Below are 26925 nucleotides of genomic sequence, written 5' to 3'. Positions count from 1 at the left end.
TTTAATGATCTCGCTTTTTATATATGCAAAATTTGTGCCAACTTGTCTTTAAAAATAGAGAAGAAATAATATATTGAAAATTATGAAAATTAAAAATAATAAATATATATTGTGTTATAATTTAAATAAAGTTTACAGTCTCAATTTCAAACAATGTCTAAAAATAAGACATTTTGGGGGGATGGAAATGGAGAAGATTAAAATTGGGTTGCTTTTTTCATTAAGTGGGACAACGGCAAACACTGAATATGGGCAATATCTGGCTGCCCTTTATGCATTTGAGGAGTATAAACAAAAAAATTCACATTTACCTTTTGATTTAGAGATTGAGGTCAGAGATATTCAATCAGATCCAAATGTAACAAAGAAAGAAGCAAAAAATTTGGCAGAGAAGGGTGTGAAGTTAATGATAGGCTGCTATACTTCAGCCTGTCGAAAAGCTGTTTTACCTATCTTAGAGGAATATCAATGTCTTTTAATTTATCCCTCACTTTATGAAGGATATGAAATTCACCCAAATGTTTTTTATACAGGAGAGGTACCTAATCAACAAATATTATTGATGTTAAGTTACATAATTTCTCATTTTGGGAAAAAGTTTTTTTTAATAGGAACCAATTATATTTATCCACATCTCACTAATCAGCAAGTTCATGATTATTTAAATCAGTTAAATGGAGAAGTAGTTGGTGAACATTATGTGCCGTTTGGTTATGCTCAATTTACAAATATATTCCAAGAAATTATTGAAAATAAGCCAAATGTTATATTATCAACAATTGTTGGCACTAGTATCATCCCCTTTTATCGTACTTACTACGAGATGGGAATTGAGCCTCAAAAATTGCCTATTTTTAGTCCAATCACGACAGAAACTGAAATCAATGGGACTTTTACAAAAATTTTTACTGGACATTATAGTTGTGCTGGTTATTTTCAATCCATTGATACGGTAACTAATCGTGAATATGTTAAAAAGTTTAAAAGATTGTACGGGGATGATATTGTTATCTCTTCTAATATGACTAATACATACCTAGGAGTAAAAATGTTATTGGACGCAATTATCAATATAAAGACATTAGAATATACGGAACTAATCAATTATTTAAAAGGTAAAACTTTCGAAGGACCTAGTGGAAAAGTAAAGATTGACATTCAGAATCAACATATTTCACGTAAAATGTATATTGGAAAAGCAAACGAAAATGGTCAATTTACAATTGTATGGAAATCAGACGAATTAATATCTCCAAGCCCATACTCAAATGAAATAAATGTTTTAAATAAAGAAGAAAGCAGTTGGCAAACAATGATAGAAGAATGTGGAAAAGACAATAATGAAGCGATTATCGTAGTCAATCATTCTGGATCCATACTATTTAAAAATGAAAAAGCAAAGGAAATAATCGGTGAAAAAATGTTACTAGATGAAATCTACTTTGAACAGTTAAAAAAATCTTACAAAATTACAAAACAAAAAATAGTAACAAATAAGAATGCCTATTTAATATTGTTGAAAAAAATGGATGATAAAATGGCGAAACAATTAAATGATGAAGAGGTATATACTTTTCATCGTATTAAAACAAAAAATAAGAAATTTATTGATCAATTAAAAATAGCAGAAATTGCTGCAACATCTGATGTCAATATTCTAATCTTAGGAGAAACAGGGACAGGTAAAGAAGTCTTAGCTCGAGCCATTCATGAAAAAAGTAAGCGAAGAGAAGGACCTTTTATTACGGTTAATGCTGCGGCTATACCAAGGGAGTTAGTAGCAAGTGAACTATTTGGCTATGTTGAAGGAGCTTATACTGGGGCTAGAAAAGGAGGAGCCATAGGAAAGTTTGAGGCTGCAAATAAGGGAACTTTATTTTTGGATGAAATCGGTGATATGCCTATAGACATACAAGTGAATTTGTTAAGAGCAGTAGAAACAAGAAAAATTATTCGAGTTGGGGATCATATCGAACGACCGATTGACGTTAGAATTATAGCTGCAACTAATCGAAATTTGAAAGAAGAGATTGCATATAATGGCTCTTTTCGTTCTGATCTTTATTATCGATTAAATGTATTTACTATTACAATCCCCCCATTGCGTGATCGAAGTGATGATATTGAATTAATTGTCTTAGATTATCTAAAACAATTTTATAACCAATACAAAAATGGACCAAATAGGATAGATAAGGAAGTAGTCTCAGCTCTTAAATCGTATTATTGGCCAGGGAATATTCGGGAACTTAGGAATGTGATTGAGCGTGCTTTTATTCTATCATTGAATGAAGAAGAATTAACAATAAACCATTTGCCAGATGAAATAAAAAATTTTAATAAAAAAATAGAGATAAAAACGAATAGAGAATTGTTAGCTAATTCTTTATCTATTAAGGAGAACGAAAAGGTTTTGATTGAACAGGTGATCAAAAACTCTCATAGTATTACTGAAGCAGCAAAAAAATTAGGTATTGCTAGAAGTTCGATTTATAGGAAAATAAAGGAATATAATATTTCCATTAGAGATAATTATAAAAATTAGAGTCCTATTTTTGAAATCATTACAGGATGATGTAAATTAATTTGTGTAAGGTTTTCTTAGTACAAAAAAAGTAGTGTATCCTTGGAATTACCGACATTCCATAAAAGAGAGGAGATACCCTACTATGTCATCTAGGTTATCGAATTCCGTGTTCTCAATTCAAATTAATGAATTCATTGGTCGTATTGAGAACCTAGCGGTTCTACGTGATCACATGGGCGTTTCACACCGCAATTTTTTTAAACCTTATCAAACACGAGATAAGTAACTTGAAGAAGAGATTATTAAGTTGTATAAAAGTGGTATGCACTGTGAAATTGGTAAGTTCATTGAGAAAATTCTAGGTTCAAAAAACTCACCATCTTGATCAGTAATATAGCACGATGTTATAAATTGAAGATACCGAAAAGTGGCAACAACGACCTTCAAGCCATCATTACTTATTTCTTTTTATCCTCAGAATAAGCAATAAGGACAACTTGATCACCTAATACTTGATTCATTTTTTCTTCAAGTTGGGTGATCTCTTTTAATAGTTCGGGATGGTTATTTAGATTTGTAAAATGGTAATTCATTAATATCCCTCCTTAGAACTAGTATGGGAGGGATTTCTAGAATTATACTAATGAATAAATTGGAATAGAGGGAATGTATGCGAAAAATAATCTTAATGCGGCATGGAGAATCGGTATGGAATCTGTTTAACCGAATTCAGGGAACAAAACAAGTTTCTTTAACCGATAAAGGGAAAAAACAGATTGAAAAAGCTTGTTTCGAATTACTGGCAAACAAAAATTTACAAATAACCAAAATTATAACCAGCCCATTACATCGAGCAAAAGAATCGGCAAGTATTTGTCAACGTATATTAAATCTTCCAATAGTTGAGCTTGATTATTTTCGGGAACGTTCATTTGGTGAATTAGAAGGGAAAACATTGCAGGAGATTCGCTTGCAATATAAAATTAGCGATATTGAAGAACTGGAAGACGACCGATTTGGTATCGAACCGGTCCAGAGTTTACTTGATCGAATCCATACAGGACTCAAAGAATTAAAAGTAACCCACCCAAATGAAACCCTTTTGCTAATCACCCATGGAAGTGTCATCAAATGGATCTTTGAAAAATACCAAGCTGAGAAGATAGGTATTATTCCTAATGGGGAATATCGATGTATCAAGATATAATTACATTGCAATGTTGACAGTAAACAGGTATTCAGACAAACGAGGAATGAAACGTGTTCTACTCGATAAAATCCCTATTTACATGTTCGTTCCACATTTACTTGTTCTCTTCTTCAATGGAATTATTCTCTATGGAATTGTATGCTATAAGTACATGATTGCCCCCAAGTACTTTATTTAGTTTTTGCTCAAGTTCAGTAATTTCTTGAATGAATTCAGGATTTCTTTGTAAATCAGCAATTTTATATTTCATTGTTATCACCTCCATCCAATAGTATGCACTTAACAATTATCAAAGATTCCCTAATAAAAAGGATACCCGTTTATTTTAGGTATCCAATGGCTTGAGCTTTCTAGATTTTGGAATGAGAGATGTCTAGAAACTCATTAATTCTATATTCCACTTGTGTTTGATATTTTTGATTGAGTGTTTTTATGTAATACTCAATTTCTTCAAAAAATTCATCGCTTAAAATAGGATATTTTACTGTTCTGATTTGGCTATAAGGGCTATTTTGTTGAATGACGAGTTCAATAGATGTGAGTAGTTTTTCTAAAAAATGTTGAGTTGGTTCAATACCCATAATGGCTTGAAAAATCTCTTTGTCTTCATTGATATCTAATAAATGATAGGGCAATTTCATATCAATATGAAAACCATCAACTAATTTTTGATTGATTAATGTCTTCATTTTATCTGGGGAAGTACCGTTGGTATTGATAATAATCAATCCATGAAATATACTTCGGATTCTATTTAAGAAGTTGATTATGGGTTCAATCTTTTCTAATAAAAATTCTCCACCACTGAAAATAATTGCATCAAAAAAATAGCCGTTCAACTGAATTTGCTGGATAATGTCTTCTTCTGTAAAAAATTCTTCATGTTTTTTTGCTACGATTTCATCATAATTATGACAACCAAAACAGTGCATGTTACAACCAACGAGGGAATGGATAAGTAGAGAATGGTGGCCTGGTAGATCAACAAATGTTCTCATCACTTGTTTATAAAACTTCATACGCCATCCCTCTTTAAAATACCTCTGTTAAAATATCCTCGTGGTGTAATTCCTTTAAATGTTCAGATTTTATACGTTTTCGTGTATTCCAATCAAATCGTCTAGCTTTACTCCAAAAATTTTGTTCACCATTATAAAAACCCTCTTGATCTACTTTTATCTTCTTTCGAGCGATCATGCGAACATATCCAATCACTCGACTAAATGTGGCGATATCATCACTACCACAAACCGGGCATAATTCAATGTTTTTCCCATCTTCGGCCAATAATTGCTGACCACAAGTCATGCAACTTGTGATGGTGGGTGTTAAAGTAATATAATTGATCGGCTTTTGAAATAACTTGTCGATATAATCTGCTAATAGATTAGGCTCAACCTTTGTTTCTAGAAAATGATGAAGAATACTTCCTGAGGTAGCATAAGCTTGAAATTCTGCAGCATTCTCTATCTGGGCTGAAAAGTCTTCTTCACTAAAGGGAAGCATACAACCAGAAGTTAAATAAACATCTTCTCCTTTTCCTTGAACAAAAATTTCTCGGTTATGTTCTTTTGCCCATTTCATATCATGGCGAGCCAGTTTGATTCCGGCATTTTCAGCAGGAGCATATTCTATTCCGCAAGCAACTTGGTCACGAACGATGAATTCATTTATCACTTCAGTCATATATTGCATAATTTCATGGGCAAGTTTTTTTCCTTGTTCATCTTTGATTCCATCTTTAAAACCAATATTGATCAATCCTTCATGCATACCAGTGATGGCAAAAACATTAAAATAATTTTTAAGGTCTTTATTAAATGCAAAGAAAGTGGGATATAATTCTTTATTTGCTTCAATCCATTTTCTTTTCGCTTGATGACCTTTTTGCATGATTTCTAGGTATTCGCGCATTTTTTGTTTTAATAAATCTTTGTCATGGCCAAATTCCATTAGAAGGCGATTGGCGTTTAAATTAAGTACTTGCACGGCACCAGTTGACCCCGTGGAACTTCCAAAAATACCACTCCCCACTTTAGAGAGCAAGCTTAAATCGATCTGTAAACGACAGCATAAACTTCTGCTGGCTTCTGGATCCCGGGCCTTTATGTAAGGATTTAATTTTTTATAATAATCATTATCAAAGGGGAATGTACGAAAATTTTCAAAATAAACGCCGCCCCAATTATACATTTTGTCTAACAAATATAAGAATAAATCATTATCAAAGTTAAAATGATCATCAATCGGAACAGTGATCAAAGGAAAGGTAAAAGGAATGCCATTTCCTGTTCCTTCAGCCATCACATCGATAATCGCTTGATTAATCCGATCAAAATATTCAGAGGGAATTTCTTTATATTTCATATTTCTTGCTTCTCCACCAATGACTATGTATTCATCTTTGATTTCTTCGGAAGGTTTGCCAAATTCCATCGTTATATTGGAAAAGGCAGATTGGGAACCGCTTCGAAGAGGCATATTCATTTCCCAAATTAAGCTTTGGAATAATTGTTTTAAATCGTTTTGGGAATACTTCTTTTGTGTTTCTGTTTCTTCAAAATATAAATACGATGCAGCGACAGTTGTCATTTGCGACAGCATAACCGCTCCAGAAACTTGTTGAGACATTAAAACAACCACATTACTAAAATGACGTAAGAGCGTATCTAGTCTCTTCGTTGGTTTAGAAGACAGCATATTTTTGGCAAGGGTAGGGATTCCAAAAGTGGCGATATCTCTACACCCAACACTAACACAATAGGGACTTAGTTGTTTATCATGGATGTAGACTATTCCTTGATCATATAAATCTTTTAATTCTTTAGGTAAAATTTCATTTAATAGGAATTCTTCTTCTGCAAAATTGGTTAAGTGGTGTCTTAATAATGGCAAAGAATATACATAATTGCTGTTTTCCCTTTTTAAAAAATCTGTCTTTTTGTTTTCTACTTCTGATGTAAATGACCTGATAATTTCACTTGAACTGTTAAACATAAAAAAGCCTCCTTGTATATTTGATAAAAAAAATCCGCTCAATTTTGAGCGGATTGAACGATGGCATAAAAAGGCAATTATAGAAAATATACCTGTTTATACAATCGTTCCATCCTCTCAACTCCCGAAGAAAATGAAACTTGAAAAGTAAGGCAGGTCTCCTGACTTGTGCTTCTTCCTACTTTGAATCCTTCCCGTACAAGAGCCATGAAGCATTCTTGTACAGTGGCTTTTACTCATTTCGTCCACACTTACAGTTGCGGGGACAGTTCTGGACTTTCACCAGATTCCCTTTTAAGTTTTAAAACACCTTACTTTTTTGTATAAAACACTATATATTGTTTTTTTTTAGAACGATTCCTTCTATATGTTGTATTCCTTATTTGATATTAAATAACAAATTTTGCTTTTTTGCAATGATTATTTTTTATACAGTAACAAAATGAAAAAGTTTATTGACATGCTATCAGTCATGAGGTATATATTAAGTTAATAAAATTAAATATGAATGGAAATAGGTTCCAAGTTATGCAATCATAACTTGGATTAAAAGGGAAGTCGGTGAAAATCCGACACGGTCCCGCCACTGTAACGAGGAGTCTGTATAAATCAATGCCACTGATTGCAAAATTGGGAAGGCCTTATACAGACGGTGAATCGAAGTCAGGAGACCTGCCTATTTTCAAAACACATAACCCTACGGGAGATAGGGGAGTGTTTGTCGTTTCATTGCCATATCAACATTGTTAAACATAAGCACTTCAACGCTTTCCTTGTAAAACGGAGTGAAGTGTTTTTTTCGTGAAACAGGTGGTATGGCGGAATATTCGTTAGTCTATCAAGCACTTCTATCTTTAGGGTAGGGGTGCTTATTTTATTGGAGGGAGGAATTGATTTGCAATATCGATCATTTAGTGTTGAGGTTTTGTTATTAACGATTTATTTTTTGTTCATTCCACAACCTGCTTATGCGATGCATATTATGGAAGGCTTTTTGCCGGTTAAATGGGCTGCTTTTTGGTGGGTGATTTCTACTCCGTTTTTCGTATTTGGAGTGAAAAGGATTCGTATCGTTATCAAAGAAAATCCTCAATTTAAATTACTCCTTGGTGTAATAGGGGCGTTTACTTTTGCCTTATCTGCTCTAAAGCTACCATCAGTTACGGGAAGTAGTAGTCATATGACAGGGGTAGGATTAGGTGCGATCTTATTCGGTCCAGCGATTATGAGTGTAATTGGGGGAATTGTTTTACTTTTTCAGGCTCTTTTACTCGCTCATGGTGGAATTACCACTTTAGGTGCTAATCTTTTTTCGATGGCGATTATAGGGCCAATATTTGCAGTAGGTACGTATCATTTATTTAGACGTTTGTTCCATAAAGATAAGCTTGCAATCTTTTTCGCCGCAAGTTTAGGGGATCTAATGACTTATGTTGTGACTTCATTTCAATTAGCTCTTGCGTTTCCTTCACAAATTGGAGGAGTGATGGAATCATTTCAGAAATTTTTTACGATCTTTGCTGTTACTCAGGTGCCGTTAGCGATGATCGAAGGAATCATTACAGTTATTGTTGTTCAACTCTTAAAGCAAAATCATCAGCAAGAACTGCAAATTCTTTTACAAAAAGAAAGGAGGTTTTTTACTTGGGGTAAATAAAAAAATACTACTTAGTGTATTCGTTTTGTTCCTTATTCTCTTTTTACAAAATTTTTTAGGAAATCTTGAATTTACTGGGACGGATGATCAAGCACAAGGAGTAATTTCAACGATAGATCGAGATTATCAGCCATGGATTACAAATTTATTTTTTGAACCTAATGAGACAATGGAAAAGATCCTTTTTTCCGTTCAAGCAATTTTAGGATTCGGTGTTCTCATTTATGGAATTGGTTTTTATCAGAGGAAGGATAATGACAGGTGAGAAATTAAATGTTGAAAATTGATCAAATTGCGTATACCAATCGTTTTATTCGACTTGATCCTTTCATCAAATTGATATTTGTGTTTGTAAGTTTTATCCTATCTTTTTTGTTTCATTGGATTGGCGATCTTATGATCTGGGTTATTACTGTCACGATCACTATTGGTTTTGCCAAAGTGCCATGGAAGGATTATCTAACATTATTGCTAGGGATGGGTCTTTTTCTAGGAGTAAGCCTTATGAGCATTATGCTATCCATTTCTCCATCACCAAAAATGATGTTGGGCTTTCTTTCCATCGGCCCTTATTATATTGGGATTACGAAACAAGGAATAGAAACAGCAGGAAGTATATTTTTTCAATCGCTGTCTAACACGGCAAGCTTACTTTTTCTTATACTGACCACTCCTTTTCATGACTTAATAAAAGTAATGGAAAAATTGAAAATTCCTGTTGATCTTCTCGAAATTGCGAAACTTATCTATCGTTTTCTATTTGTTTTGTTAGATACAGCCTATCAGATGAAAATGGCACAAACTTCACGGCTTGGCTATAAAAACTTTACTCGTTCACTTTATTCATTTTCTGCTTTATTATCACAACTTTTTATAAATTCTTTAGAGCGTTATCGAAAATGGGCGATCGGTTTAGAAAGCAGAGGAGTGATTGAAAGTTCTATTGTAGCTGATCAAGCCAAAATCGAAGTATAGAAGGACGGAAAGAATTATGGAACCACCAATGATTGAATTTGAAAATGTGATTTATCAATATTCGAATGGGACGGTAGCACTTGATCACCTTACCTTAAAGATCCCGAATAGCAAAAAGGTGGCGCTAATTGGCCATAATGGCGCCGGGAAATCAACACTTTTAGGTCATATTAATGGCATTTTCCGACCAAAGTCAGGTAAAGTGATCGTCAATCAAAAGGAACTTAAGTATTCTCCTAGGGAATTAAATCGATTAAGAAGGAAGGTTGGTATAGTTTTTCAAGATCCAGAACAGCAACTTTTCTCATCAAATGTTTGGGAGGATATAGCCTATGGACTCAAGAATTTGAACCTTCCCGAAAAAATGATTCAAGAAAAAGTTCAGTTCATCATGGAATATTTACATATCACTCATTTAGTACAGAGGCCAATCCATTATCTTAGTTTAGGTGAGAAAAAATTAGTAGCTTTAGCTGGAGTCTTGGTGATGGAACCGGAGATTTTATTATTAGATGAACCAACCGCCTATCTTGAATCAAAGGCCATCGAACGATTGATTCAGTTTTTAGAGCAAAAATCAAGCTCCAAGTTAATCCTTTTATCTACTCATGATTTGGAACTGGCTTATCAATGGGCGGAGTACGTTATTGTCTTGAAAAATGGACAAAAAATGAAAGAAGGAACACCTTTGGAGATTTTTTCAGACGAAACATTCGTAAGGGATTCTGGCTTAAAACCGCCAGTTTTTTGGGAAGTATACCAAGAGTTATTAAAACTGAAACAAATCGATTCTTCGATAAAACCACCAACTTCATTTACTGAATTATTATCATTATTACATAACATCTGTAAATAAAAAGAGAAGGGAACTATGGACAAAATGGAAACAAAGGGCTCTATTTTTATTGTCGGAATTGGACCTGGAAGTGAGGAATTAATGACAAAACAAGCACAACTAGCTATTAATAAAAGCGAAATCATCGTAGGTTATCGGACTTATATCGATCTTATTCTACCATATATAAAGGGAAAAGAAGTGGTTGCCACAGGAATGACAAAAGAGATTGAAAGAGCAGAAATTGCAATTGATCTAGCAAAAAAGGGGAAAAAAGTAGCCGTTATCTCTAGCGGAGATGCCGGGGTATATGGAATGGCTGGGCTTATTTACGAAATGATCGCAGCAAGAGAAAGAAAAATATCTGTTCAAATTGAAGTCATCCCTGGAATATCAGCGGTTAACGCAGCAGCCGCTTTACTCGGTGCGCCCCTTATGAATGATTATTGTACGATCAGTTTGAGCGACCTTTTAACACCATGGGAACAAATTGAAAAAAGAATTCGTCTGGCTGCAGAAGCAGATTTTGTCATTGCTCTTTATAATCCTAAAAGTAAGAAAAGAATTCTGCCGATCCAAAAAACGCAAGAAATTTTATTGCAATACCGTTCGGCTGATACACCAGTAGGCATTGTAAAGAATGCGTATCGAGACGACCAAGAAGTGATCGTGACGACTTTAGGTGAAATGCTTCATCATGAGATGAATATGGTAACCACCATTATTGTCGGTAATCAGGCCACTTTTCAATTTGATCAAAAAATCGTGACACCACGTGGTTATCAAAATAAATACAGTTTAACAGAACGCTAACAAAAAATGATAAATTTTGGGGGAGAAGAAATGGAAGCCATTTTATTTGTTGCACATGGGAGTCGCGATGCGGAAGGAAATGAAGAAGTATTTGGTTTCACAGAAAAAGTAGCACAAAAAATCAGAGAAATAAAGTCGGTACCGATTATTGAAACATGTTTTTTAGAATTAACGACACCCACAGTTGCTGAAGGAATTGATCAATGTATTCGGCAAGGGGCAACAAAAGTCGCTCTCGTTCCGATTATTCTTTTTTCCGCTGGTCATGCTAAAATACATATTCCCTATGAGATTGATCAAGCAAAAGGGAAATATCCAGACGTTACTTTTACATATGGAAGGCCCATCGCAATTCATGAAGTAACGTTACAAATTCTCTCAGATCGTTTAAAAGAAATAGGTTTTCAAGGAGAAAGTGGGGAACAAAGGAAAAATGAAGCGATTTTACTTGTGGGAAGGGGAAGTAGTGATCCCGACGCAAACAGCGATCTTTACAAAATCATGCGGTTATTGTGGGAACGGACTCCGGTTAAGTGGGTTGAACCAGCCTTCATGGGAATAACAGAGCCGACGTTTACAGAAGGGATCGAAAGATGTATTGCGACAGGGGCAAAAAACATTTATATTTTACCTTTTTTCTTATTTACAGGGATATTGATCAAACGAATGGATCAAATGATTGAACATTATCAACAATTATATCCAAACCGAAAGATCAAAAGAGCCCCATATCTAGGGCTTGATCACAAATTAATCGATGTTCTCACTGACCGTGCCTTTGAAGCATTAGAGGGGAAACCAGCCCTTAATTGTGACCTATGTAAGTATCGTTTAAACTTTATACATCATTCTCATCATCATGATCACCATGATCACGTACATCACCATCATGGTCATCATCACCATAATCATCAATACGAAAAGCATACTCATCTTCAACATCATGAATAAGTGAACAAGAACCATAAGCAGAGGTTAGATAAAATGTTATTATTAGCAGGAACAAAAGATGCAAGAGAACTAACTGCTTTTTTACGGCAACATAATAAGAAGGTATCTGTAAGTGTGGTAACAAAACAAGCTGCCCAAAAATATAAATCTTTAAACATCCCCATTTATATTGGAAGGTTAACGAAAGAACAAATGCTAGAAATGGTTCTTGCAAAGAAATTTAAAGCCATTATTGATGCGACCCATCCTTATGCAGAACTCGTTTCAAAGTATGCGATGGAAGTAGCAAAAGAAGCAAACATACCTTATTTACGGTATGAGCGGCCGTCAACAGTTCTAAGTGAGAACCAATATCTTCATTTCGTATCTTCCTATTTAGAAGCCATTAAATGGATAAGAGAAAAGAAAGGTGTTGTATTCGTAACTACAGGAATCACTAAAATTGATCTATTTGCAAAGTCTTTATTAGGGGAGCCCAATATTCGACTCATTTTTCGCATTTTACCTACGGTAGAAAACCTAAAAAAGTGCGAATCATTGGGAATTCCAAAGGAAAATATCATTGCCATGCAAGGAACATTTTCAGCTGAATTGAACCAAGCCATCTATAAAGAATATGGAATCAATCTTCTAATTACAAAGGAAAGTGGGAAAGAAGGAGGATTTTTAGAAAAGGTAGAGAGTGCCATCCAAATGGGAATTGAGACGATCGTGATACAAAGGCCCAAACTCCAGTATCCTATCGTGTTTCATCAGTTTGAAGATTTGTTGAAATACCTAGAGAAACACTAGTAAATGAGTTGTAAATGGAATCAACGAAAGGTGAGGGATATGGATTTTTTCGTAGAATTTTCGCCAATAACGATTCAACCTCAGGAGATTGAGTTAAAAAGTTTTGAAATGATAGAAGAAGAAATCGGTAATCATTCTTTTTCCGAAGAACAATTTCCAATTGTCAAAAGAGTGATTCATACGACCGCTGATTTTGAATTAGGGAAAAGTTTACGATTTCATCCAGAAGCAGTGAAAGCGGGTATCTTCGCAATTCGCCAAGGAAAAAAAATTGTGACGGATGTGGAAATGGTAAAGGCAGGAATCCATCAATCTCGCATCACTCATTTTGGTGGACAAATCATTTGTCATATACGGGATGAGGATATAGTCAAGGAAGCGAAAGAACAAAACATAACTCGTTCGATTCTTGCCATGCAAAAGGCAACAAGCCAAATCGAGGGGGGTATTTTTGCTATCGGAAATGCACCAACAGCACTTTTAGAACTGATTCGGCTGATAAAATTGGGAAAAGCAAAGCCCGATCTCATCATCGGTGTTCCTGTTGGCTTTGTCTCTGCAAAAGAAGCAAAAGAAGAATTACAGAAATTAGATGTTCCCTATATTACTAATCAAGGAAGAAAAGGTGGAAGCCCAGTGGCTGCAGCAATTGTGAATGCTCTCTCACTGATGGCTCAACAAGTGAATCGGGATGAAAATGAGTAAGAAAAAAGGATTGCGAAGCGGATATACAACAGGAGCTTGTGCAACTGCCGCAACAAAAGCAGCTCTACTTATGTTAATTGAGCAGAGCCAGATTTATGATATCGAAATCCAGTTGCCGATTGGTGAGAGGGTTAGATTTCCCATTCAAAACTCTACGTATAGCCTAACCACAGCAACGGCAGGTGTGATCAAAGATGCAGGCGATGATCCCGATGTCACTCACGGAGCGTTGATTCTGTCAACCGTTTCATGGCTTGATGAAGAAAGGATTGAGATAGACGGTGGAAAAGGGGTTGGTCGAGTAACCAAACCTGGATTACCAGTCCCTATTGGCGAAGCAGCAATCAATCCTGTTCCAAGACGCATGATCGAAAAAGAAGTAAAACAGCTTTTAGAATTTTATCAACTTACAAAAGGTGTAAAAGTGGTCATTTCGGTACCCAATGGTGAAGAGTTAGCGAAAAAGACATTAAATCCTAGATTGGGGATTATTGGTGGGATTTCCATTTTAGGATCAAGAGGTACGGTGATCCCTTACTCTCATGATGCTTACCAGGCAAGTATTGTTCAAGCGATTCGTGTTGCCAGAATCAATGGGATCGACCATTTTATTTTAACGACTGGGAGTACAAGTGAAAAGATTGCGCAGAACATCTTTAAGGAAAAAGAGGAAATGGCTTTTATCCAAATGGGCGAATTTGTTGGCTTTGCTTTAAAACACGCGAAAAGACTAGGAGCAAAAAAGGTAACCATCTTAGGGATGATTGGAAAACTATCCAAGGTTGCGCAAGGGAAGATGATGGTTCATTCAAAAGAGTCGAGTATTGATTTTCAATTTCTAGCTAATATTGCAAACCGGCTTTACATTTCCAATTCAGTTCAAGAAAAAATTAAACAAGCCAATACGGCTGCATGGGTTGAGAAAATCATCATCGAAGAAAATAGACCATCTTTTTTTGCAGAAATTTGCCGTTTGGTCGCTTTAGAGAGTCTTTCTTATATTCAGGGAGGATTGATCCTAGAGGTCATTCTTGTTTCAAAATCGGGAAGAGTTCTTGGGAGGGTGGAGATAGATGATTGGGAAAATAAAGATCATTGGCATCGGTAACGATGGAGAAAATGGGATTTTCCCTCACTATCGAAAATGGATCGATGAAGCAGATATTTTAGTCGGCGGGGAAAGACACCTTTCCTATTTTCCTCATTTTCAAAAAGAAAAATGGGTCTTAAAAGGAGATCTTCCATTTATCCTACACCGTTTAAAGGAGGAAGCAATCAACAAAAAGGTGGTTGTTCTTGCTTCAGGTGATCCACTTTTCTATGGAATTGCCCGTTTATTTCTTGACATCGTAGGAAGTGAAAATCTATCCATCTATCCCCACCTTAGTTCACTTCAATTAGCATTTGCTAGGTTGGGAGATACTTGGCAGGACACTTATATAGAAAGTTTACATGGACGGTCACTAGCAGGTCTAGCACAAAGAATCGATGGTAAAGCAAAGATTGCTCTGTTAACCGATACTGTTCATTCTCCCACAGCGATTGCTAAGTATCTATTAAACTATGGATTTGATGAGTATGAAATGTTTATTGGTGAATATCTTGGCGGGAAAAATGAAAGGGTTTATCTATTATCTCTAGAAGAAGCGGCTGTTCAAACTTTCGCACCGTTAAATATCGTCATATTGCGGAAACGAAAAGAAATTCCAGCCGTTCAAAGTTGGAATTTGGGAATCGAAGACGAAGAATTTTATCAAAAAAAGCCCAAAAAAGGATTAATAACCAAAAAAGAGGTACGGGTATTAAGTTTAGTAGAAATGAAATTAAGATCAGGAGATATTCTCTGGGATATTGGAGCTGGTTCAGGTTCTGTTTCGATTGAGGCGTCTAAATACCAACCAAATGCTACAGTTTATGCGATTGAAAAAGACATTGAGAATATAGATTTTATCAAAAAAAATATGAAGAAGTTTCGTACGGATTTTACAGTTATCCATGGGGAGGCCCCAGATTGTTTAAACGATCTTCCCGATCCAGATGTGATTTTTGTCGGAGGGAGTAATGGGAGGTTAGAAGAAATCCTTCAGCTAGGCTGTCATCGGCTGAAGCAAAACGGAAGAGTGATCGTGAACGCCATAACGATGGAAACGTTGATGGATACTTTGCATTTTTTTGAAAATAAGGGATGTTCACCGAAAATTACACTTGTGCAGATTGCCCGAAGTAAGCCGATTGTCAATAAAACAGGATTTGAGAGTTTAAATCCAATTTATATTGTTACAGCAACGAATTCAAAAGGGTGAAGAGAGGAAGAAGCGGATGGAAGAACATAAAATCGGACAATTTTTTGGTATTGGCCTTGGCCCTGGCGATCCCGAACTTCTCACATTAAAAGCATTACGGGTGATCAAAAATTCACCGGTGATTGCTTTTCCAATAAAGGCGGTAAATGAGACGAGTTATGCTTTGTCGATTGTAAGAGATTTTATTGACATGGAAAGGCAGCAATTACTTCCTTTACTTTTCCCGATGACCAAGAATAAAGAAATCATCAAACAGCAATGGAAAGAAGCAACAGAAGCAGTATTTCGCTATTTACAACAGGGAAAGGATGTTGCCTTCCTTACAGAAGGAGACCCTTTATTTTATAGTACATTTATTCATCTTTGCCGATACATGGAAATCATTCATCCAGAGGTTACCGTACAATCGATTCCAGGAATTTCTTCAATTTTTGGTGCCGCAGCTTCATTACATTTACCATTAGCTGATGGCGATGCACAGGTCGGAATTATTCCAGCTACGAGAAATAAAGATCACATGAAAAAAGCGATCGAACAACATGAGACAATTATTTTCTTAAAAATAGCAAAAGTCCTTGATTTATTAATCGATGTTTTAATTGAAACCAATACCTTAGAAAAAGCTGCAATAGTCACAAAAGCAACTTCAAACGAAGAAATAATCTATAAAAACGTTTTAGATTTAAAAGGAAAAGATTTATCCTATTTGTCATTAATGGTGGTGAAGAGAACATGATGAAAGAAAATAAAGTTTATTTCGTTGGAGCAGGACCTGGAGACCCTGATCTTATCACCGTAAAAGGGTTAAAACTACTGCAACAAGCAGATGTGATTCTTTATACCGATTCTTTAATCCATCCTTCTTTATTAGAAAGGGTAAAAAAAGGAGCAAAAACGATTAAAACATCAGGGATCACCTTGGAACAACAAATAGAGATGATCGTTGAAGAAATTCAAAAAGGAAGTCTTGTTGTTCGCTTACATACTGGAGATCCTTCAATTTTTAGTACGACATTTGAACAAATGAGACGATTGCAACGGGAAGGTATCGATTATGAGATCATCCCTGGTGTAAGTTCCGTTTTTGCGGCTGCTGCACAAATCAAAGCGGAGCTTACCATTCCCGAACTAACTCAAACGTTAATCATTACAAGAATAGAAGGAAGAACCCCTGTACCAGAAAAGGAGAAATTAAGAGAATTAGCGCTTCACCATAGTACTCTTGCATTATTCCTAAGTTCTTCATTGATTGGAAAAGTCGTAGAGGAATTAAGATTCGCTGGATGGGCAGAAGATACACCGATTGTGGTTGTATATCGTGCGACTTGGGAGGATCAAAAAATTATCCAAAGTACATTGGCAAAAGTGGTAGAGGAATTAAAGAAAGAGAATATTCACTCCCATGCGATGATTTTGGCCGGCAACGTTTTTCAAAATCATCTGGATATCGATAAAAATCGTTCCAAATTGTATGATGGGCGATTTAGCCATGGATATCGAAAAGGGGAGTAAATGGTGAAAAAAGCATATGCGATTGTGGCAATTACAAAAAAAGGAGTGTATCAAGCTCGATCCTTACATGAGCGACTACCTGATAGTGATCTCTATTATCCAAAAAAATGGGTTTTCGGAGATGAAGAAGAAAAGGATATTTATGTGACTGATGGTAGTATGGCAACGCTCTTATCTTCCTTATTTTTATCCTATCGAGGATTGATCTTATTTATGGCACTTGGTGCTGTTGTGCGAATCATTGCTCCACTTATCAAGGACAAAAGGACAGATCCGGCAGTTGTTGTCTTAGATGACAATGGCCGGTATGCCATTAGTGTCTTGTCTGGACACTTAGGCGGGGCTAACCATTTAGCCAATCTAGTAGCCAATTTAATGGGGGCGATTCCAGTTATTACGACATCGTCTGATGTCAACCAAAAATTAGCTGTTGATTTGTTAGGAGTTCAATATGGTTGGCAGCTAGACTCTGTACAACATGTTACAGCGGTAAGTGCAGCGGTTGTGAATGACGAAAAAATTGCGATTATTCAAGAAGTTGGAGAAAGGGATTGGTGGCCTTCTTCGATTCCTCTTTCTGAACAATTTTCGTTTTATTCGTCGATATCAAGTGAAAGTAGAATAAAGGAAGATTATCAAGGGGCAATTGTCATTACCGATCGATTGCTTCATCAACAAGAATGGAATAATCTCCCTGAGAAGACCATTCTCTACCGTCCAAAAACATTAGTGGTTGGAATCGGATGTAATCGTGGTACATCAGCATCGGAAATCGAGTCTGTGATCTTTTCTACGTTAGAAGAGGAAGGGTTATCCTGGAAGAGTATTGACCATCTCGCAACCATTGATTTAAAAAGGGATGAATTAGGATTATTAGAGATTCATCAAAAGTACCAATGGCCAATCGTTTTCTACACAAAAGATGAATTAAATCAGGTATCCATTCAACATCCTTCAGAAACGGTTTATCGTCATATAGGGGTTTATGGGGTGAGTGAACCTGCTGCTTGTTTATCTGCTAGAACGAATCAACTTCTATTTCAAAAGAAGAAAGCAGGGAATGTTACGATTTCCATTGGTAGATTGGAGAAAGGAGGGAATTAATGAAAACACAGATTCCAAGGGTTGTCATTGCTGGGACAGGAAGTGGAGTAGGGAAAACGACGTTAACGATTGGTATGATGGCTGCTCTAGCAAAAAGAGGAATCACTGTTCAAGGGTTTAAAGTAGGGCCCGATTATATTGATCCTACATATCACACTGCAGTGACAAAAAGGGAGTCAAGGAATCTTGATACCTGGATGGTTGATTCAGAAATCATGAAGGAGATTTTTATCCGCGGCTCACTTGGTGCAGATCTTGCAGTAATTGAGGGTGTGATGGGTTTTTATGATGGCAAAGACCCTCTAAGCGACAAAGGAAGTACTGCGGAAATAAGCCGATTATTAAACGCTCCAGTCGTTTTGGTTATTAATGCAGAGGGAGTAGCCCGAAGTGCAGCAGCGATGGTTCTTGGGTTTCAGCAAATGGATCCCCGGATAAATATTGCCGGAGTGGTTGTCAATCAAGTAGGAGGATATCGACATTATGAATTGGTCAAAAAAGCGATCGAAGATGTGACTGGAATTCCAGTGATTGGTTATTTAAATAAAAACCAAATCATGAGTATACCGGAAAGACATCTAGGACTTGTTCCAGCAATTGAACGAGGGGAACTTAATCCATTATTTCAGCAATTAGCCGAATTGATAGAAGTGCACATTGATCTCGATCAATTTTTACAGATTGCCAAAAAAGTAGAAGAAGTAGTCGTCAAACCCCCCTCTATCTTTCAGCCATTTTCTGAGCGACGTTATCCTGTAACAATAGCGGTGGCAAAAGATCAAGCTTTTCATTTCTATTATCCTGAGAATTTAGAGCTACTAGAACAGTATGGGGCAAGAATTCAATACTTTAGCCCCTTGGCCGGAGAAACCATTCCAGTTGATGCAGATGGATTGTATATCGGAGGAGGATTTCCGGAAGAATTTGCTGCTCAATTAACAGCCCAGAAAAAGGTAATTGCTGATTTTCGGGAAAAGATCAGTCAGGGAATGCCAACACTTGCCGAATGTGGTGGCTATATGTTTTTAACTGAGGAGATTATTGATCACAATGGAAATTCGTATGAGATGGTCGGAATCATTCCTGCAAAAGTTCAAATGCAACAACGTTTGGCTGCATTAGGATATCGGGAAATCACAGCGATCTCTCAACAAGTGTTACTAAACAAAGGAGAGACAGCAAGAGGACACGAATTTCACTATTCTACACTTATTCCGACAATAGAAAACTATCCCTACGCTTATCAGGTGAAGGGATCAAGAGGAGAATTTTTCGATGGTTACCATAATGAAAATCTTGTAGCAGGTTATACACATCTCTACTTTCCTTCAAATCCAAATATGGTTATCAATTGGTTAGCAAAAGCAGCTGAATATCAGAAAAAAAGGTTAAATTTATTTGAGGAAAGGAGTGAAAACGATGAAAGGAAATAAAAAAGGATTGACCATCATTTATACAGGAAATGGGAAAGGAAAAACGACAGCTGCAATTGGACTAGCGGTTCGAGCATTCGGTCAAGGTCTAAGGGTAGGCATCTTTCAATTTATTAAATCACCTGAAAGAGACTATGGTGAAAAGAAAACATTAGAGAAGTTAGGAATTGAGATCGTCCAATTGGGTATCGGCTTTACCTGGACGAAAACTCCAGAAGAACATCGGCAGGCGTTAAAAAGAGGTTGGGAATTTGTAAAAGAGAAAGCAATGTCCGGCTTGTATGATCTGATTGTATTAGACGAGTTGAATAATGCTTTAGCAATCACTGATTTTTCCATTGATGATGTTCTTCCATTAGAAGAAGTGATTCAATTTCTTCAACAAAAACCGAAAGAGTTACATGTAGTGATTACAGGGCGAAATGCCAAACCTGAACTCATCAACCAAGCCGATCTTGTTTCTGAAATTCAGGAAGTAAAACATTATTATAATGAAAGAATTCCAGCAGTCAAAGGGATTGAATATTAAGGAGGAAAGAACATGAATTGGCAAACAGCAATGGATCAGATACAACAATTAGATGCGAATGTGATGAAAGAAGCAAAGAACCATTTGGATCAATTAACAAAACCACAGGGTAGTCTGGGAATGTTAGAAGATTTAGCGATCCAATTAGCAGGAATATATCGGACGATTCATTTTGATATAGACCCAGTTACAAGTTATGTTTTTGTAGGGGATCATGGAATAACAGAAGAAGGGATTTCCGCTTTTCCTTCCGAAGTGACGACGCAAATGGTTCATAATTTTCTTCACGGTGGAGCAGCCATCAATGTATTAACACGCCATCACGATGTATCGTTAAAAGTGGTCGATGTTGGAATGAAAGATTTCGTCGATAATCCTCACTTAATCCAGAAGAAAATTGGACAAGGAACACGGAATTTTCTCAAAGAAAAAGCGATGACCAAACAAGACGCAATAGAGGCGATCCAAGTGGGATTTGATTTAGGAGTGATGGAAGTTGAAAACGGCGCAAAAGGATTAGCAATTGGAGAAATGGGGATAGGAAATACCACATCGAGCGCAGCGATTGCAGCTTCATTATTAAAAAGACCCCTTGATGAAGTCGTTGGTCGGGGGACTGGGTTGAATTTAGATCAGTGGCAACATAAAAAAGAGATCATACGACAAGCATTACAATTCCATAACCTACAATCTAATGATCCAATTGAGATTCTTGCTACGTTTGGTGGATATGAAATTGCAGCGATGACAGGGATGATTTTAGCTGCTGCTTATAAGCGAGTTCCCATTCTGCTCGATGGTTTTAATACGGGTGCTTCGGCATTGATTGCAGCAAAGATTGAACCAAAGAGTGTACTTTATATGATCGCTTCCCATCAATCTGAGGAACCAGGACATCGACATATGCTACAAGCGTTGCAAATCTATCCATTATTACAATTGAACCTGCGATTAGGGGAAGGAACAGGTGCAATCCTAGCTCTTCCAATACTTCGTTCTGCTCAGCATCTATTTCAAGAAATGGCTACCTTTGAAGAGGCAAACGTAGCAAATAAAATCGTTTCTCAAAACTAACGCCAGAGGATCGAGTATGGACCAATATCTTTATTGGCAAGTGATAATTGCATTTCTCATTGATTTGTGGATTGGTGATCCAAAGCGATTGACACATCCCGTGGTGTTGATTGGCAATGCCATTAGCCACATGGAAACATTTTTACGCCAGTTTAGTTCATATCTCTCAGAACGATTATTAGGGATTATTTTAGTCATTCTCATTGTTGGCAGTAGTTATGGATTGGCTTGGCTCATTTTATTTGTAATGAATCAGGTTCATCATTGGTTATCATGGCTGGTTGGCGCTTGGATGATTTCAACCACAGTTGCTACGAAAGGATTGGCAGATGAAGGGAAAAAACTGATCTCCTTATTAAAGACAAAAGAACTAGAAGAAGCGAAAAAACAGGTAGGTTATATCGTTAGTCGGGATACTGATCATATGGATGAATCGGAAGTGATTCGGGCAACCGTTGAAACCATAGCGGAAAATATTGTGGATGCAGTGATCTCTCCATTATTTTATGCGATTTTGGGAGGACCTGCATTGGCGATGGCGTATCGAGCGGCCAATACACTCGATTCGATGTGCGGGTATAAAAATCAACGTTATCGTGATTTTGGCTTTGCTTCCGCAAGATTTGATGATCTACTTAATTATATTCCAGCGAGGATCACCGGTGTTCTCATCGTCTTCGCGGCTTGGTTGTTACAATTGGATGCGAAAAAGTCCCTTTCTATTTGGCAGCGAGATGCACATTTACATCCAAGTCCGAACAGCGGAATACCGGAAGCATGCGTTGCAGGAGCTTTACATATCCGCTTAGGAGGGGTCAATGTTTATTTTGGCCAACCTAAAAAAAGGGCGTATATGGGTGACAACCTTAGACCACTTCAGGTAGAGCATATTCAACAAACGATTCAGTTGTTATATGGTGCAAGTGGAATTTTCATTGGCTTGTATACTTTGATCTTCTGGTCGCTTTATTTATCGGTTAGGTTGGTGATGATGTGAAAGAATGGATACAGGAACATATCCGTTTATTGAGTAAAAGGGAGCATGGAAGTAAATCTTGGGCAGAATTGGATTTTAGTATCAATACCAATCCGTTAGGACCACCAGCTTCCGTTATGGATTTCTTTCACAAATCAGATCATTCATGGATTCATAAATACCCAGTAGAACAAGCCTATTATCTTAAGGAACAAATCGCGAAAAAGTTAAAAGTGAATCAAGAACAAGTTGTGATTGGAAATGGAGCAGCAGAACTTTTCTTTCTCTTATCAAGAGTTCTTCGTGTCAACCGAGGGGTCATTGTTCATCCTACTTTTTCCGAATATGAAGCATCATTACAAGCAGCAAACATTCTGATTGAACGTGTCTTTTATCAGAGAGAGGGAGATCGGTTTTTATTTCCCTTGGAAAAATTAAAAGAGATCATATCCAAAGGGGATTTACTGTACATTTGTCGTCCGAACAACCCAACAGGCCAAATGGTTTCTTTAGAGGAAATGGTAGAAGTCATTCGCTTCGTTAAAGATAGGCAGGCCTTTTTAGTCGTCGATGAGTCGTTTATTGAGTTTACAAATGAGCCGTTAGGACTGATAGAGCTTTTTCACGAAGAAGCTCCACTTATCTTAGTACGGTCTTTGACAAAATTTTACTCCATTCCTGGAATTCGCTTAGGGTATGCAGTAGGGCCTTCGTGGTTGATTCAATCGCTGGAGTTGATACGAGACCCATGGACGGTCAACGCCTTAGCACAACAGATAGGTATTCTTTTACTTGATGACATTTCATTTATCGAAGAAACCCGAACGTGGGTTCAACAGGAACGAGAATGGCTTTATCAAGAAATGAAACAAATGGATAAGTATCATATTTATCCAACTTCTGCAAATTTCTATTTAGTGCGTACTGCCTTTCCTGCACGTGTACTTGAACAAGAGTTGAAGAAAAAAAGAATCGCTATTCGTTTGGCTCATTCTTTTCCAGGACTAGATGATCATTTTATTCGTCTGGCCATCAAAACACGGGAAGAAAACCTTGAGCTTTTAAAGGAGTTGAAACAGTTTGTCCTTTCCTCAAGCTAAAATTATCTTGGTTACGGGCGGAGTAAGAAGTGGTAAGTCGAGTTTTGCTCAATCTCTTGCCAGCCAATATGAAAGACAAGTTCGTTATATTGCAACTGCCGAAGCTAAAGATGAAGAAATGAGAAAAAGAATTCTCCATCATCAAAAAAATCGCCCAACGAATTGGAAAGTTATCGAAGAGCCAATATGGATTGATCAATACTTCGCCCCAAATGAAAAGGCTTCAGCTGATACTGTCACTTTACTCGATTGTGTTACGGTGTGGGTTTCTAATCTTCTTTTGCAAAAAGATCCAATGGGAAAAGAAATGTGGGAATCGGAAAAAGGTGTAAAAAAAGTTGAAGAGCAAATCGAACGCTTTATTCATGCCCTCAGAGAAACGAACCACAAAGCGATCCTCGTCACGAATGAGGTGGGTTTTGGCGGGATTGAAATGAATGTTTTAGGCCGAATCTATCAGGATTTGCTAGGTTGGACCAATCAAAAATTAGCAAAGGTAGCGGACCAAGTTTATTTAGTGGTAGCGGGAATCCCAATGTTGATCAAAGACGATGAGAAAGGGGTGATGCAAAAATTAGGCGATTAATCAATGAAATTGATTCGTTTTGGATGGCAATCCAATATTTTAGCCGGATTCCTGTTCCATATGCCATACATTATGATCAAGAGAGGATGAAACGTTCGATTCTCTTCCTTCCAGCTGTCGGTTGGATCATTGGGTTTTTCCTTTTCCTCTTTTATCAAATGACGGCTGATTTGTTTCCTAGGAACTTCCATTCGATCCTATTGGTTTCTTTCCTTTTATGGATAACAGGAGGGTTACATGCAGATGGTTGGATGGATGTTTTTGATGGGATTGGGAGTAGCCGAGATAAAGAAAAAATGCTTGCGATTATGAAAGATAGCCGTGTTGGGGCAATGGGGGTAATCGGATTTGTTATTTTATTTGCATTAAAAACGTCGAGTTTGAATAGTATCAATTCTAACTTTTTTATGGAGGTTCTCCTTGTTTCCCCTTTACTAGCTCGCTTTGGTGTCGTATTGGCAGTTTTTTTCTTTCCCTATGCGCGAAAGGAAGGGTTGGGAAGGATGCTAAAAGAAGCCCTAACTCTTAAAACCTTCTTATTTACTTTGTTATGGATTCTGCCATTATTCTGGCTGACCTCTTATGGGATATATATGTTTCTCCTTATTACGGGGTTTGTCTTTCTATTTGGCGTATATTTTACAAAAAAATTAGGGGGATTAACAGGGGATGTATATGGGTGGTTAATCGAAGGCGGAGAAACGGTGCTTTGGCTCATGTTTGTTCTGTTATCGAGGTGAAACATGGACTTTTATTTACTCCGACATGGACGGACAAAATGGAATGAAAAAGGAATATTGCTTGGAAACAGTGATCCGTCGTTGTCAGATCATAACGATGTTGAGATCCGAAAATGGGTTCCTTTCTTGCAACAACACCGGGTTGATATGATGGTGCATAGTGGAATGAAAAGGACAATAGAGACGATGCAGATCATTCGTAAACAACTGAATACGAATATTCCTATTATGCAGGATGAGCGGCTGAAAGAACTGAATTTTGGCGATTGGGAATTGAAAGATTATGATTGGTTGTACCAGAATCAACAAGAGTTGTTTATTAAATGGCTTCATGATCCAGAGCAAAATTCACCGCCAAACGGAGAAACCTTACATCAGTTAAAAACACGGATCGTTTCTTTCCTTGATGAATGGGTTGGGAAAAATCTTGGTCAATCTATGCTTGTCATCACCCATGGAGGTCCGATTCGAGCTCTTTATTCAATGATTCATCATACGTCTTTTTATGAAATAAACGTTCGACCTGGAGCTCTTTTTTATCTGAATTGGCAGAACAAAGAAATGAGAGAAGTCGGTGAAGGGGAAATTGAAGATGGCTAAGGCTTTAATGATTGTGGGTACAGGTTCTGATGTCGGGAAAAGTAGGATTGTCACAGCGTTATGTCGTTACTTTTCGCAAAGAAATGTTTCTGTTGCTCCCTTTAAAGCGCAAAATATGGCCTTAAATTCCTATATCACAGTAGATGGGAAAGAAATAGGCCGAGCCCAAGGTTTGCAAGCCGATGCGGCTGGAATTGTTGCCTCAGAACATATGAATCCGATTCTACTGAAACCAAGCAATCCATATGCATCACAAGTCATTGTTCGCGGCAAACCGATCGCTCAAATGAATTTTCGAGAATATCGAGAGACAAAACACGAAGAATTGAAAAAAGTGGTTCAGGAATCATTAGCGAAGCTACAAGCGGAGTACGATTTGATCATCATTGAAGGTGCAGGCAGTCCTGTTGAGATGAATTTAAAAGATCGGGACATTGTGAATATGAAGGTCGCCGAGTGGGCCAATGCAGATGTGATTTTGGTTGCTGATATTGATCGCGGAGGTGTTTTTGCTCAAATCGTAGGAACGCTGCAATTGTTAACAGAAGAAGAGCGAAAAAGGGTGAAAGGAATCTTTATTAATAAATTTCGTGGAGATCTTCAGTTGTTTCAATCGGGAATCGAGTGGATTGAAAAGTACACAGGTATCCCAGTCCTTGCTGTTTTTCCCTTTCATCCATTACCAGAATGGGAAGAAGAGGATTCGGTGGCTTTACAGCAAAAACCAAAGGAAAAAGAAAACGCGGACTTAGACATCGTCGTTGTGAAGTACCCGTATATATCGAATTACACCGATTTTATTCCCTTAGAACTGGAAGAGGATGTCCAAATTCGCTATATAAACGATGTGAAAGAGTTTGGTAATCCCCATGTCGTGATTTTGCCAGGGACAAAAAATACAATGGAAGACCTTCAATTTTTAAAAAGATCTGGATTTCAACAAAAAATTTTGGATCATGTAGCACAAAATCGAGAATTAGTCGGCATATGTGGCGGATACCAAATGCTTGGTGAGAAATTGTTGGATCCAGAGTTGATCGAATCAAATGTTTTATCACGAGAAGGGCTTGCCTTTTTCCCAATGGTTACAAGATTTGAGAAGGAAAAGAAAACCATTCGGGTAAAAGGAGAAACGGTTCATTCTAAGCTACCTATTTTTGGTTATGAAATTCATATGGGAATGGTGGAATGGACTGAAAAACAAGAAGGAATGTTTTTATTAGAAAATGGAACTCTTGAAGGGTTTCATCATCCGAACTTGCCAGTTTGGGGAACTTTTATTCATGGAATCTTTGATTCCGATCATTTTCGACATGAGTGGTTAGAACGACTACGAGAGAAATATGGATTACCACCAAGAAAAGATAGAGTCTCTTTTTCCAAAAGAAAAGAAGAGATGTTTGCAAATTTAGAGGAGTGGTTCATCCATTCTCTTCGAAAAGAACATATTCAATTCTTTGATAACGATATGATTTTCCAAAATATATAAATTAATCAACAAAGGAG

The 26925-nt window shown here is 36.9% G+C and carries 28 protein-coding genes and 2 riboswitches; of the genes, 24 read left to right on the top strand and 4 right to left on the bottom strand.

The features are described 5' to 3' along the window. Positions 1–187 precede the first annotated feature (187 nt). Entirely contained in the window at positions 188–2545 is a 2358-nt protein-coding gene (locus ACMW72_RS02555; RefSeq protein ID WP_418367254.1) for a transporter substrate-binding protein, read from the top strand. 440 nt (positions 2546–2985) lie between these two features. On the opposite strand, the gene ACMW72_RS02550 is transcribed toward ACMW72_RS02555, so the two are convergent. Continuing rightward, positions 2986–3120 (bottom strand): hypothetical protein, encoded by a 135-nt coding sequence (locus ACMW72_RS02550; protein WP_418367253.1) that lies wholly within the window; start codon positions 3118–3120, stop codon positions 2986–2988. Between the two features lie 77 nt (positions 3121–3197). On the opposite strand from ACMW72_RS02550, the gene ACMW72_RS02545 reads away from it, so the two are divergent. Continuing rightward, the gene (locus ACMW72_RS02545; protein ID WP_418367252.1) at positions 3198–3734 is read left to right on the top strand and encodes a histidine phosphatase family protein; all 537 of its coding nucleotides are present in this window, start codon (positions 3198–3200) and stop codon (positions 3732–3734) included. 97 nt (positions 3735–3831) lie between these two features. Here the strand turns inward: ACMW72_RS02545 and ACMW72_RS02540 are convergent, their stop codons facing one another. From ACMW72_RS02540 to nrdD, 3 genes are all read right to left on the bottom strand, one after another. Continuing rightward, positions 3832–3987, bottom strand: a complete 156-nt coding sequence (locus tag ACMW72_RS02540; protein WP_418367251.1) for a hypothetical protein — start codon at positions 3985–3987, stop codon at positions 3832–3834. Positions 3988–4087: 100 nt separating this feature from the next. Beyond that, positions 4088–4756: a radical SAM protein gene (locus ACMW72_RS02535; protein ID WP_132770012.1), complete on the bottom strand. Its 669-nt coding sequence runs from the start codon at positions 4754–4756 to the stop codon at positions 4088–4090. 13 nt (positions 4757–4769) lie between these two features. Continuing rightward, positions 4770–6734, bottom strand: coding sequence for an anaerobic ribonucleoside-triphosphate reductase (gene nrdD, locus ACMW72_RS02530; RefSeq protein ID WP_418367250.1), 1965 nt, complete (start codon positions 6732–6734; stop codon positions 4770–4772). 133 nt (positions 6735–6867) lie between these two features. Next, positions 6868–7063: riboswitch (cobalamin riboswitch) on the bottom strand. 170 nt (positions 7064–7233) lie between these two features. Continuing rightward, a riboswitch (cobalamin riboswitch) is annotated at positions 7234–7429 on the top strand. A 200-nt stretch (positions 7430–7629) separates the two neighbouring features. Between nrdD and ACMW72_RS02525 the strand changes: the two genes are divergently transcribed. From ACMW72_RS02525 to ACMW72_RS02420, 22 genes are read left to right on the top strand one after another with little or no spacing between them, the layout of a single operon-like run. Next, complete coding sequence (locus ACMW72_RS02525; RefSeq protein WP_418367249.1) at positions 7630–8391, top strand: energy-coupling factor ABC transporter permease; 762 nt, start codon at positions 7630–7632, stop codon at positions 8389–8391. Continuing rightward, positions 8327–8656: an energy-coupling factor ABC transporter substrate-binding protein gene (locus tag ACMW72_RS02520; RefSeq protein ID WP_418367384.1), complete on the top strand. Its 330-nt coding sequence runs from the start codon at positions 8327–8329 to the stop codon at positions 8654–8656. Before ACMW72_RS02525 ends, ACMW72_RS02520 begins: the two co-directional genes overlap by 65 nt. An 8-nt stretch (positions 8657–8664) precedes the next feature. Beyond that, a complete protein-coding gene (cbiQ, locus tag ACMW72_RS02515; RefSeq protein WP_418367248.1) occupies positions 8665–9366 on the top strand; it encodes a cobalt ECF transporter T component CbiQ in 702 nt (233 codons plus the stop codon). A 16-nt stretch (positions 9367–9382) separates the two neighbouring features. Then, complete coding sequence (locus ACMW72_RS02510; RefSeq protein ID WP_418367247.1) at positions 9383–10222, top strand: energy-coupling factor ABC transporter ATP-binding protein; 840 nt, start codon at positions 9383–9385, stop codon at positions 10220–10222. A gap of 15 nt (positions 10223–10237) precedes the next feature. Further along, a complete protein-coding gene (gene cobJ, locus ACMW72_RS02505) occupies positions 10238–11014 on the top strand; it encodes a precorrin-3B C(17)-methyltransferase (protein WP_418367246.1) in 777 nt (258 codons plus the stop codon). A 30-nt stretch (positions 11015–11044) separates the two neighbouring features. Beyond that, complete coding sequence (locus ACMW72_RS02500; protein ID WP_418367245.1) at positions 11045–11965, top strand: sirohydrochlorin chelatase; 921 nt, start codon at positions 11045–11047, stop codon at positions 11963–11965. A 33-nt stretch (positions 11966–11998) separates the two neighbouring features. Then, entirely contained in the window at positions 11999–12757 is a 759-nt protein-coding gene (cobK, locus tag ACMW72_RS02495; RefSeq protein ID WP_418367244.1) for a precorrin-6A reductase, read from the top strand. 39 nt (positions 12758–12796) lie between these two features. Beyond that, the gene (locus tag ACMW72_RS02490; protein WP_418367243.1) at positions 12797–13462 is read left to right on the top strand and encodes a precorrin-8X methylmutase; all 666 of its coding nucleotides are present in this window, start codon (positions 12797–12799) and stop codon (positions 13460–13462) included. After that, positions 13455–14570, top strand: a complete 1116-nt coding sequence (locus ACMW72_RS02485) for a cobalt-precorrin-5B (C(1))-methyltransferase (protein WP_418367242.1) — start codon at positions 13455–13457, stop codon at positions 14568–14570. The genes ACMW72_RS02490 and ACMW72_RS02485 overlap by 8 nt, the downstream gene beginning before the upstream one ends. Beyond that, a complete protein-coding gene (gene cbiE / locus ACMW72_RS02480; protein ID WP_418367241.1) occupies positions 14536–15765 on the top strand; it encodes a precorrin-6y C5,15-methyltransferase (decarboxylating) subunit CbiE in 1230 nt (409 codons plus the stop codon). The genes ACMW72_RS02485 and cbiE overlap by 35 nt, the downstream gene beginning before the upstream one ends. Before the next feature lie 16 nt (positions 15766–15781). After that, entirely contained in the window at positions 15782–16501 is a 720-nt protein-coding gene (cobI, locus tag ACMW72_RS02475) for a precorrin-2 C(20)-methyltransferase (RefSeq protein ID WP_418367240.1), read from the top strand. Then, a complete protein-coding gene (cobM, locus tag ACMW72_RS02470) occupies positions 16498–17277 on the top strand; it encodes a precorrin-4 C(11)-methyltransferase (protein WP_418367239.1) in 780 nt (259 codons plus the stop codon). Before cobI ends, cobM begins: the two co-directional genes overlap by 4 nt. Then, positions 17278–18381 (top strand): cobalt-precorrin 5A hydrolase, encoded by a 1104-nt coding sequence (locus ACMW72_RS02465; protein ID WP_418367238.1) that lies wholly within the window; start codon positions 17278–17280, stop codon positions 18379–18381. It begins immediately after the preceding gene. Beyond that, positions 18381–19814 carry a cobyrinate a,c-diamide synthase gene (locus tag ACMW72_RS02460; RefSeq protein WP_418367237.1) on the top strand — a complete coding sequence of 478 codons (1434 nt, stop codon included), beginning with the start codon at positions 18381–18383 and terminating at the stop codon, positions 19812–19814. The genes ACMW72_RS02465 and ACMW72_RS02460 overlap by 1 nt, the downstream gene beginning before the upstream one ends. Continuing rightward, positions 19801–20343, top strand: a complete 543-nt coding sequence (gene cobO / locus ACMW72_RS02455) for a cob(I)yrinic acid a,c-diamide adenosyltransferase (RefSeq protein WP_418367236.1) — start codon at positions 19801–19803, stop codon at positions 20341–20343. Before ACMW72_RS02460 ends, cobO begins: the two co-directional genes overlap by 14 nt. 12 nt (positions 20344–20355) lie before the next feature. Continuing rightward, positions 20356–21417: a nicotinate-nucleotide--dimethylbenzimidazole phosphoribosyltransferase gene (gene cobT, locus ACMW72_RS02450; RefSeq protein ID WP_418367235.1), complete on the top strand. Its 1062-nt coding sequence runs from the start codon at positions 20356–20358 to the stop codon at positions 21415–21417. A 16-nt stretch (positions 21418–21433) separates the two neighbouring features. Further along, entirely contained in the window at positions 21434–22414 is a 981-nt protein-coding gene (locus tag ACMW72_RS02445) for a cobalamin biosynthesis protein (RefSeq protein WP_418367234.1), read from the top strand. After that, positions 22411–23493: a pyridoxal phosphate-dependent aminotransferase gene (locus tag ACMW72_RS02440; RefSeq protein WP_418367233.1), complete on the top strand. Its 1083-nt coding sequence runs from the start codon at positions 22411–22413 to the stop codon at positions 23491–23493. The genes ACMW72_RS02445 and ACMW72_RS02440 overlap by 4 nt, the downstream gene beginning before the upstream one ends. Further along, complete coding sequence (cobU, locus tag ACMW72_RS02435; RefSeq protein ID WP_418367232.1) at positions 23474–24079, top strand: bifunctional adenosylcobinamide kinase/adenosylcobinamide-phosphate guanylyltransferase; 606 nt, start codon at positions 23474–23476, stop codon at positions 24077–24079. The genes ACMW72_RS02440 and cobU overlap by 20 nt, the downstream gene beginning before the upstream one ends. Next, positions 24067–24819, top strand: coding sequence for an adenosylcobinamide-GDP ribazoletransferase (gene cobS, locus ACMW72_RS02430; RefSeq protein ID WP_418367383.1), 753 nt, complete (start codon positions 24067–24069; stop codon positions 24817–24819). Before cobU ends, cobS begins: the two co-directional genes overlap by 13 nt. A 3-nt stretch (positions 24820–24822) precedes the next feature. Next, the gene (locus tag ACMW72_RS02425; protein WP_418367231.1) at positions 24823–25419 is read left to right on the top strand and encodes a histidine phosphatase family protein; all 597 of its coding nucleotides are present in this window, start codon (positions 24823–24825) and stop codon (positions 25417–25419) included. After that, positions 25412–26908, top strand: coding sequence for a cobyric acid synthase (locus ACMW72_RS02420; protein ID WP_418367230.1), 1497 nt, complete (start codon positions 25412–25414; stop codon positions 26906–26908). The genes ACMW72_RS02425 and ACMW72_RS02420 overlap by 8 nt, the downstream gene beginning before the upstream one ends. The last annotated feature ends 17 nt before the right edge of the window (positions 26909–26925 follow it).

It is taken from the genome of Tepidibacillus sp. LV47 (assembly GCF_048381575.1).
Lineage (GTDB): Bacteria > Bacillota > Bacilli > Tepidibacillales > Tepidibacillaceae > Tepidibacillus.
The sequence above is the reverse complement of the archived record's forward strand: the minus strand, read 5'-3'. Positions and strand labels throughout refer to the sequence as shown.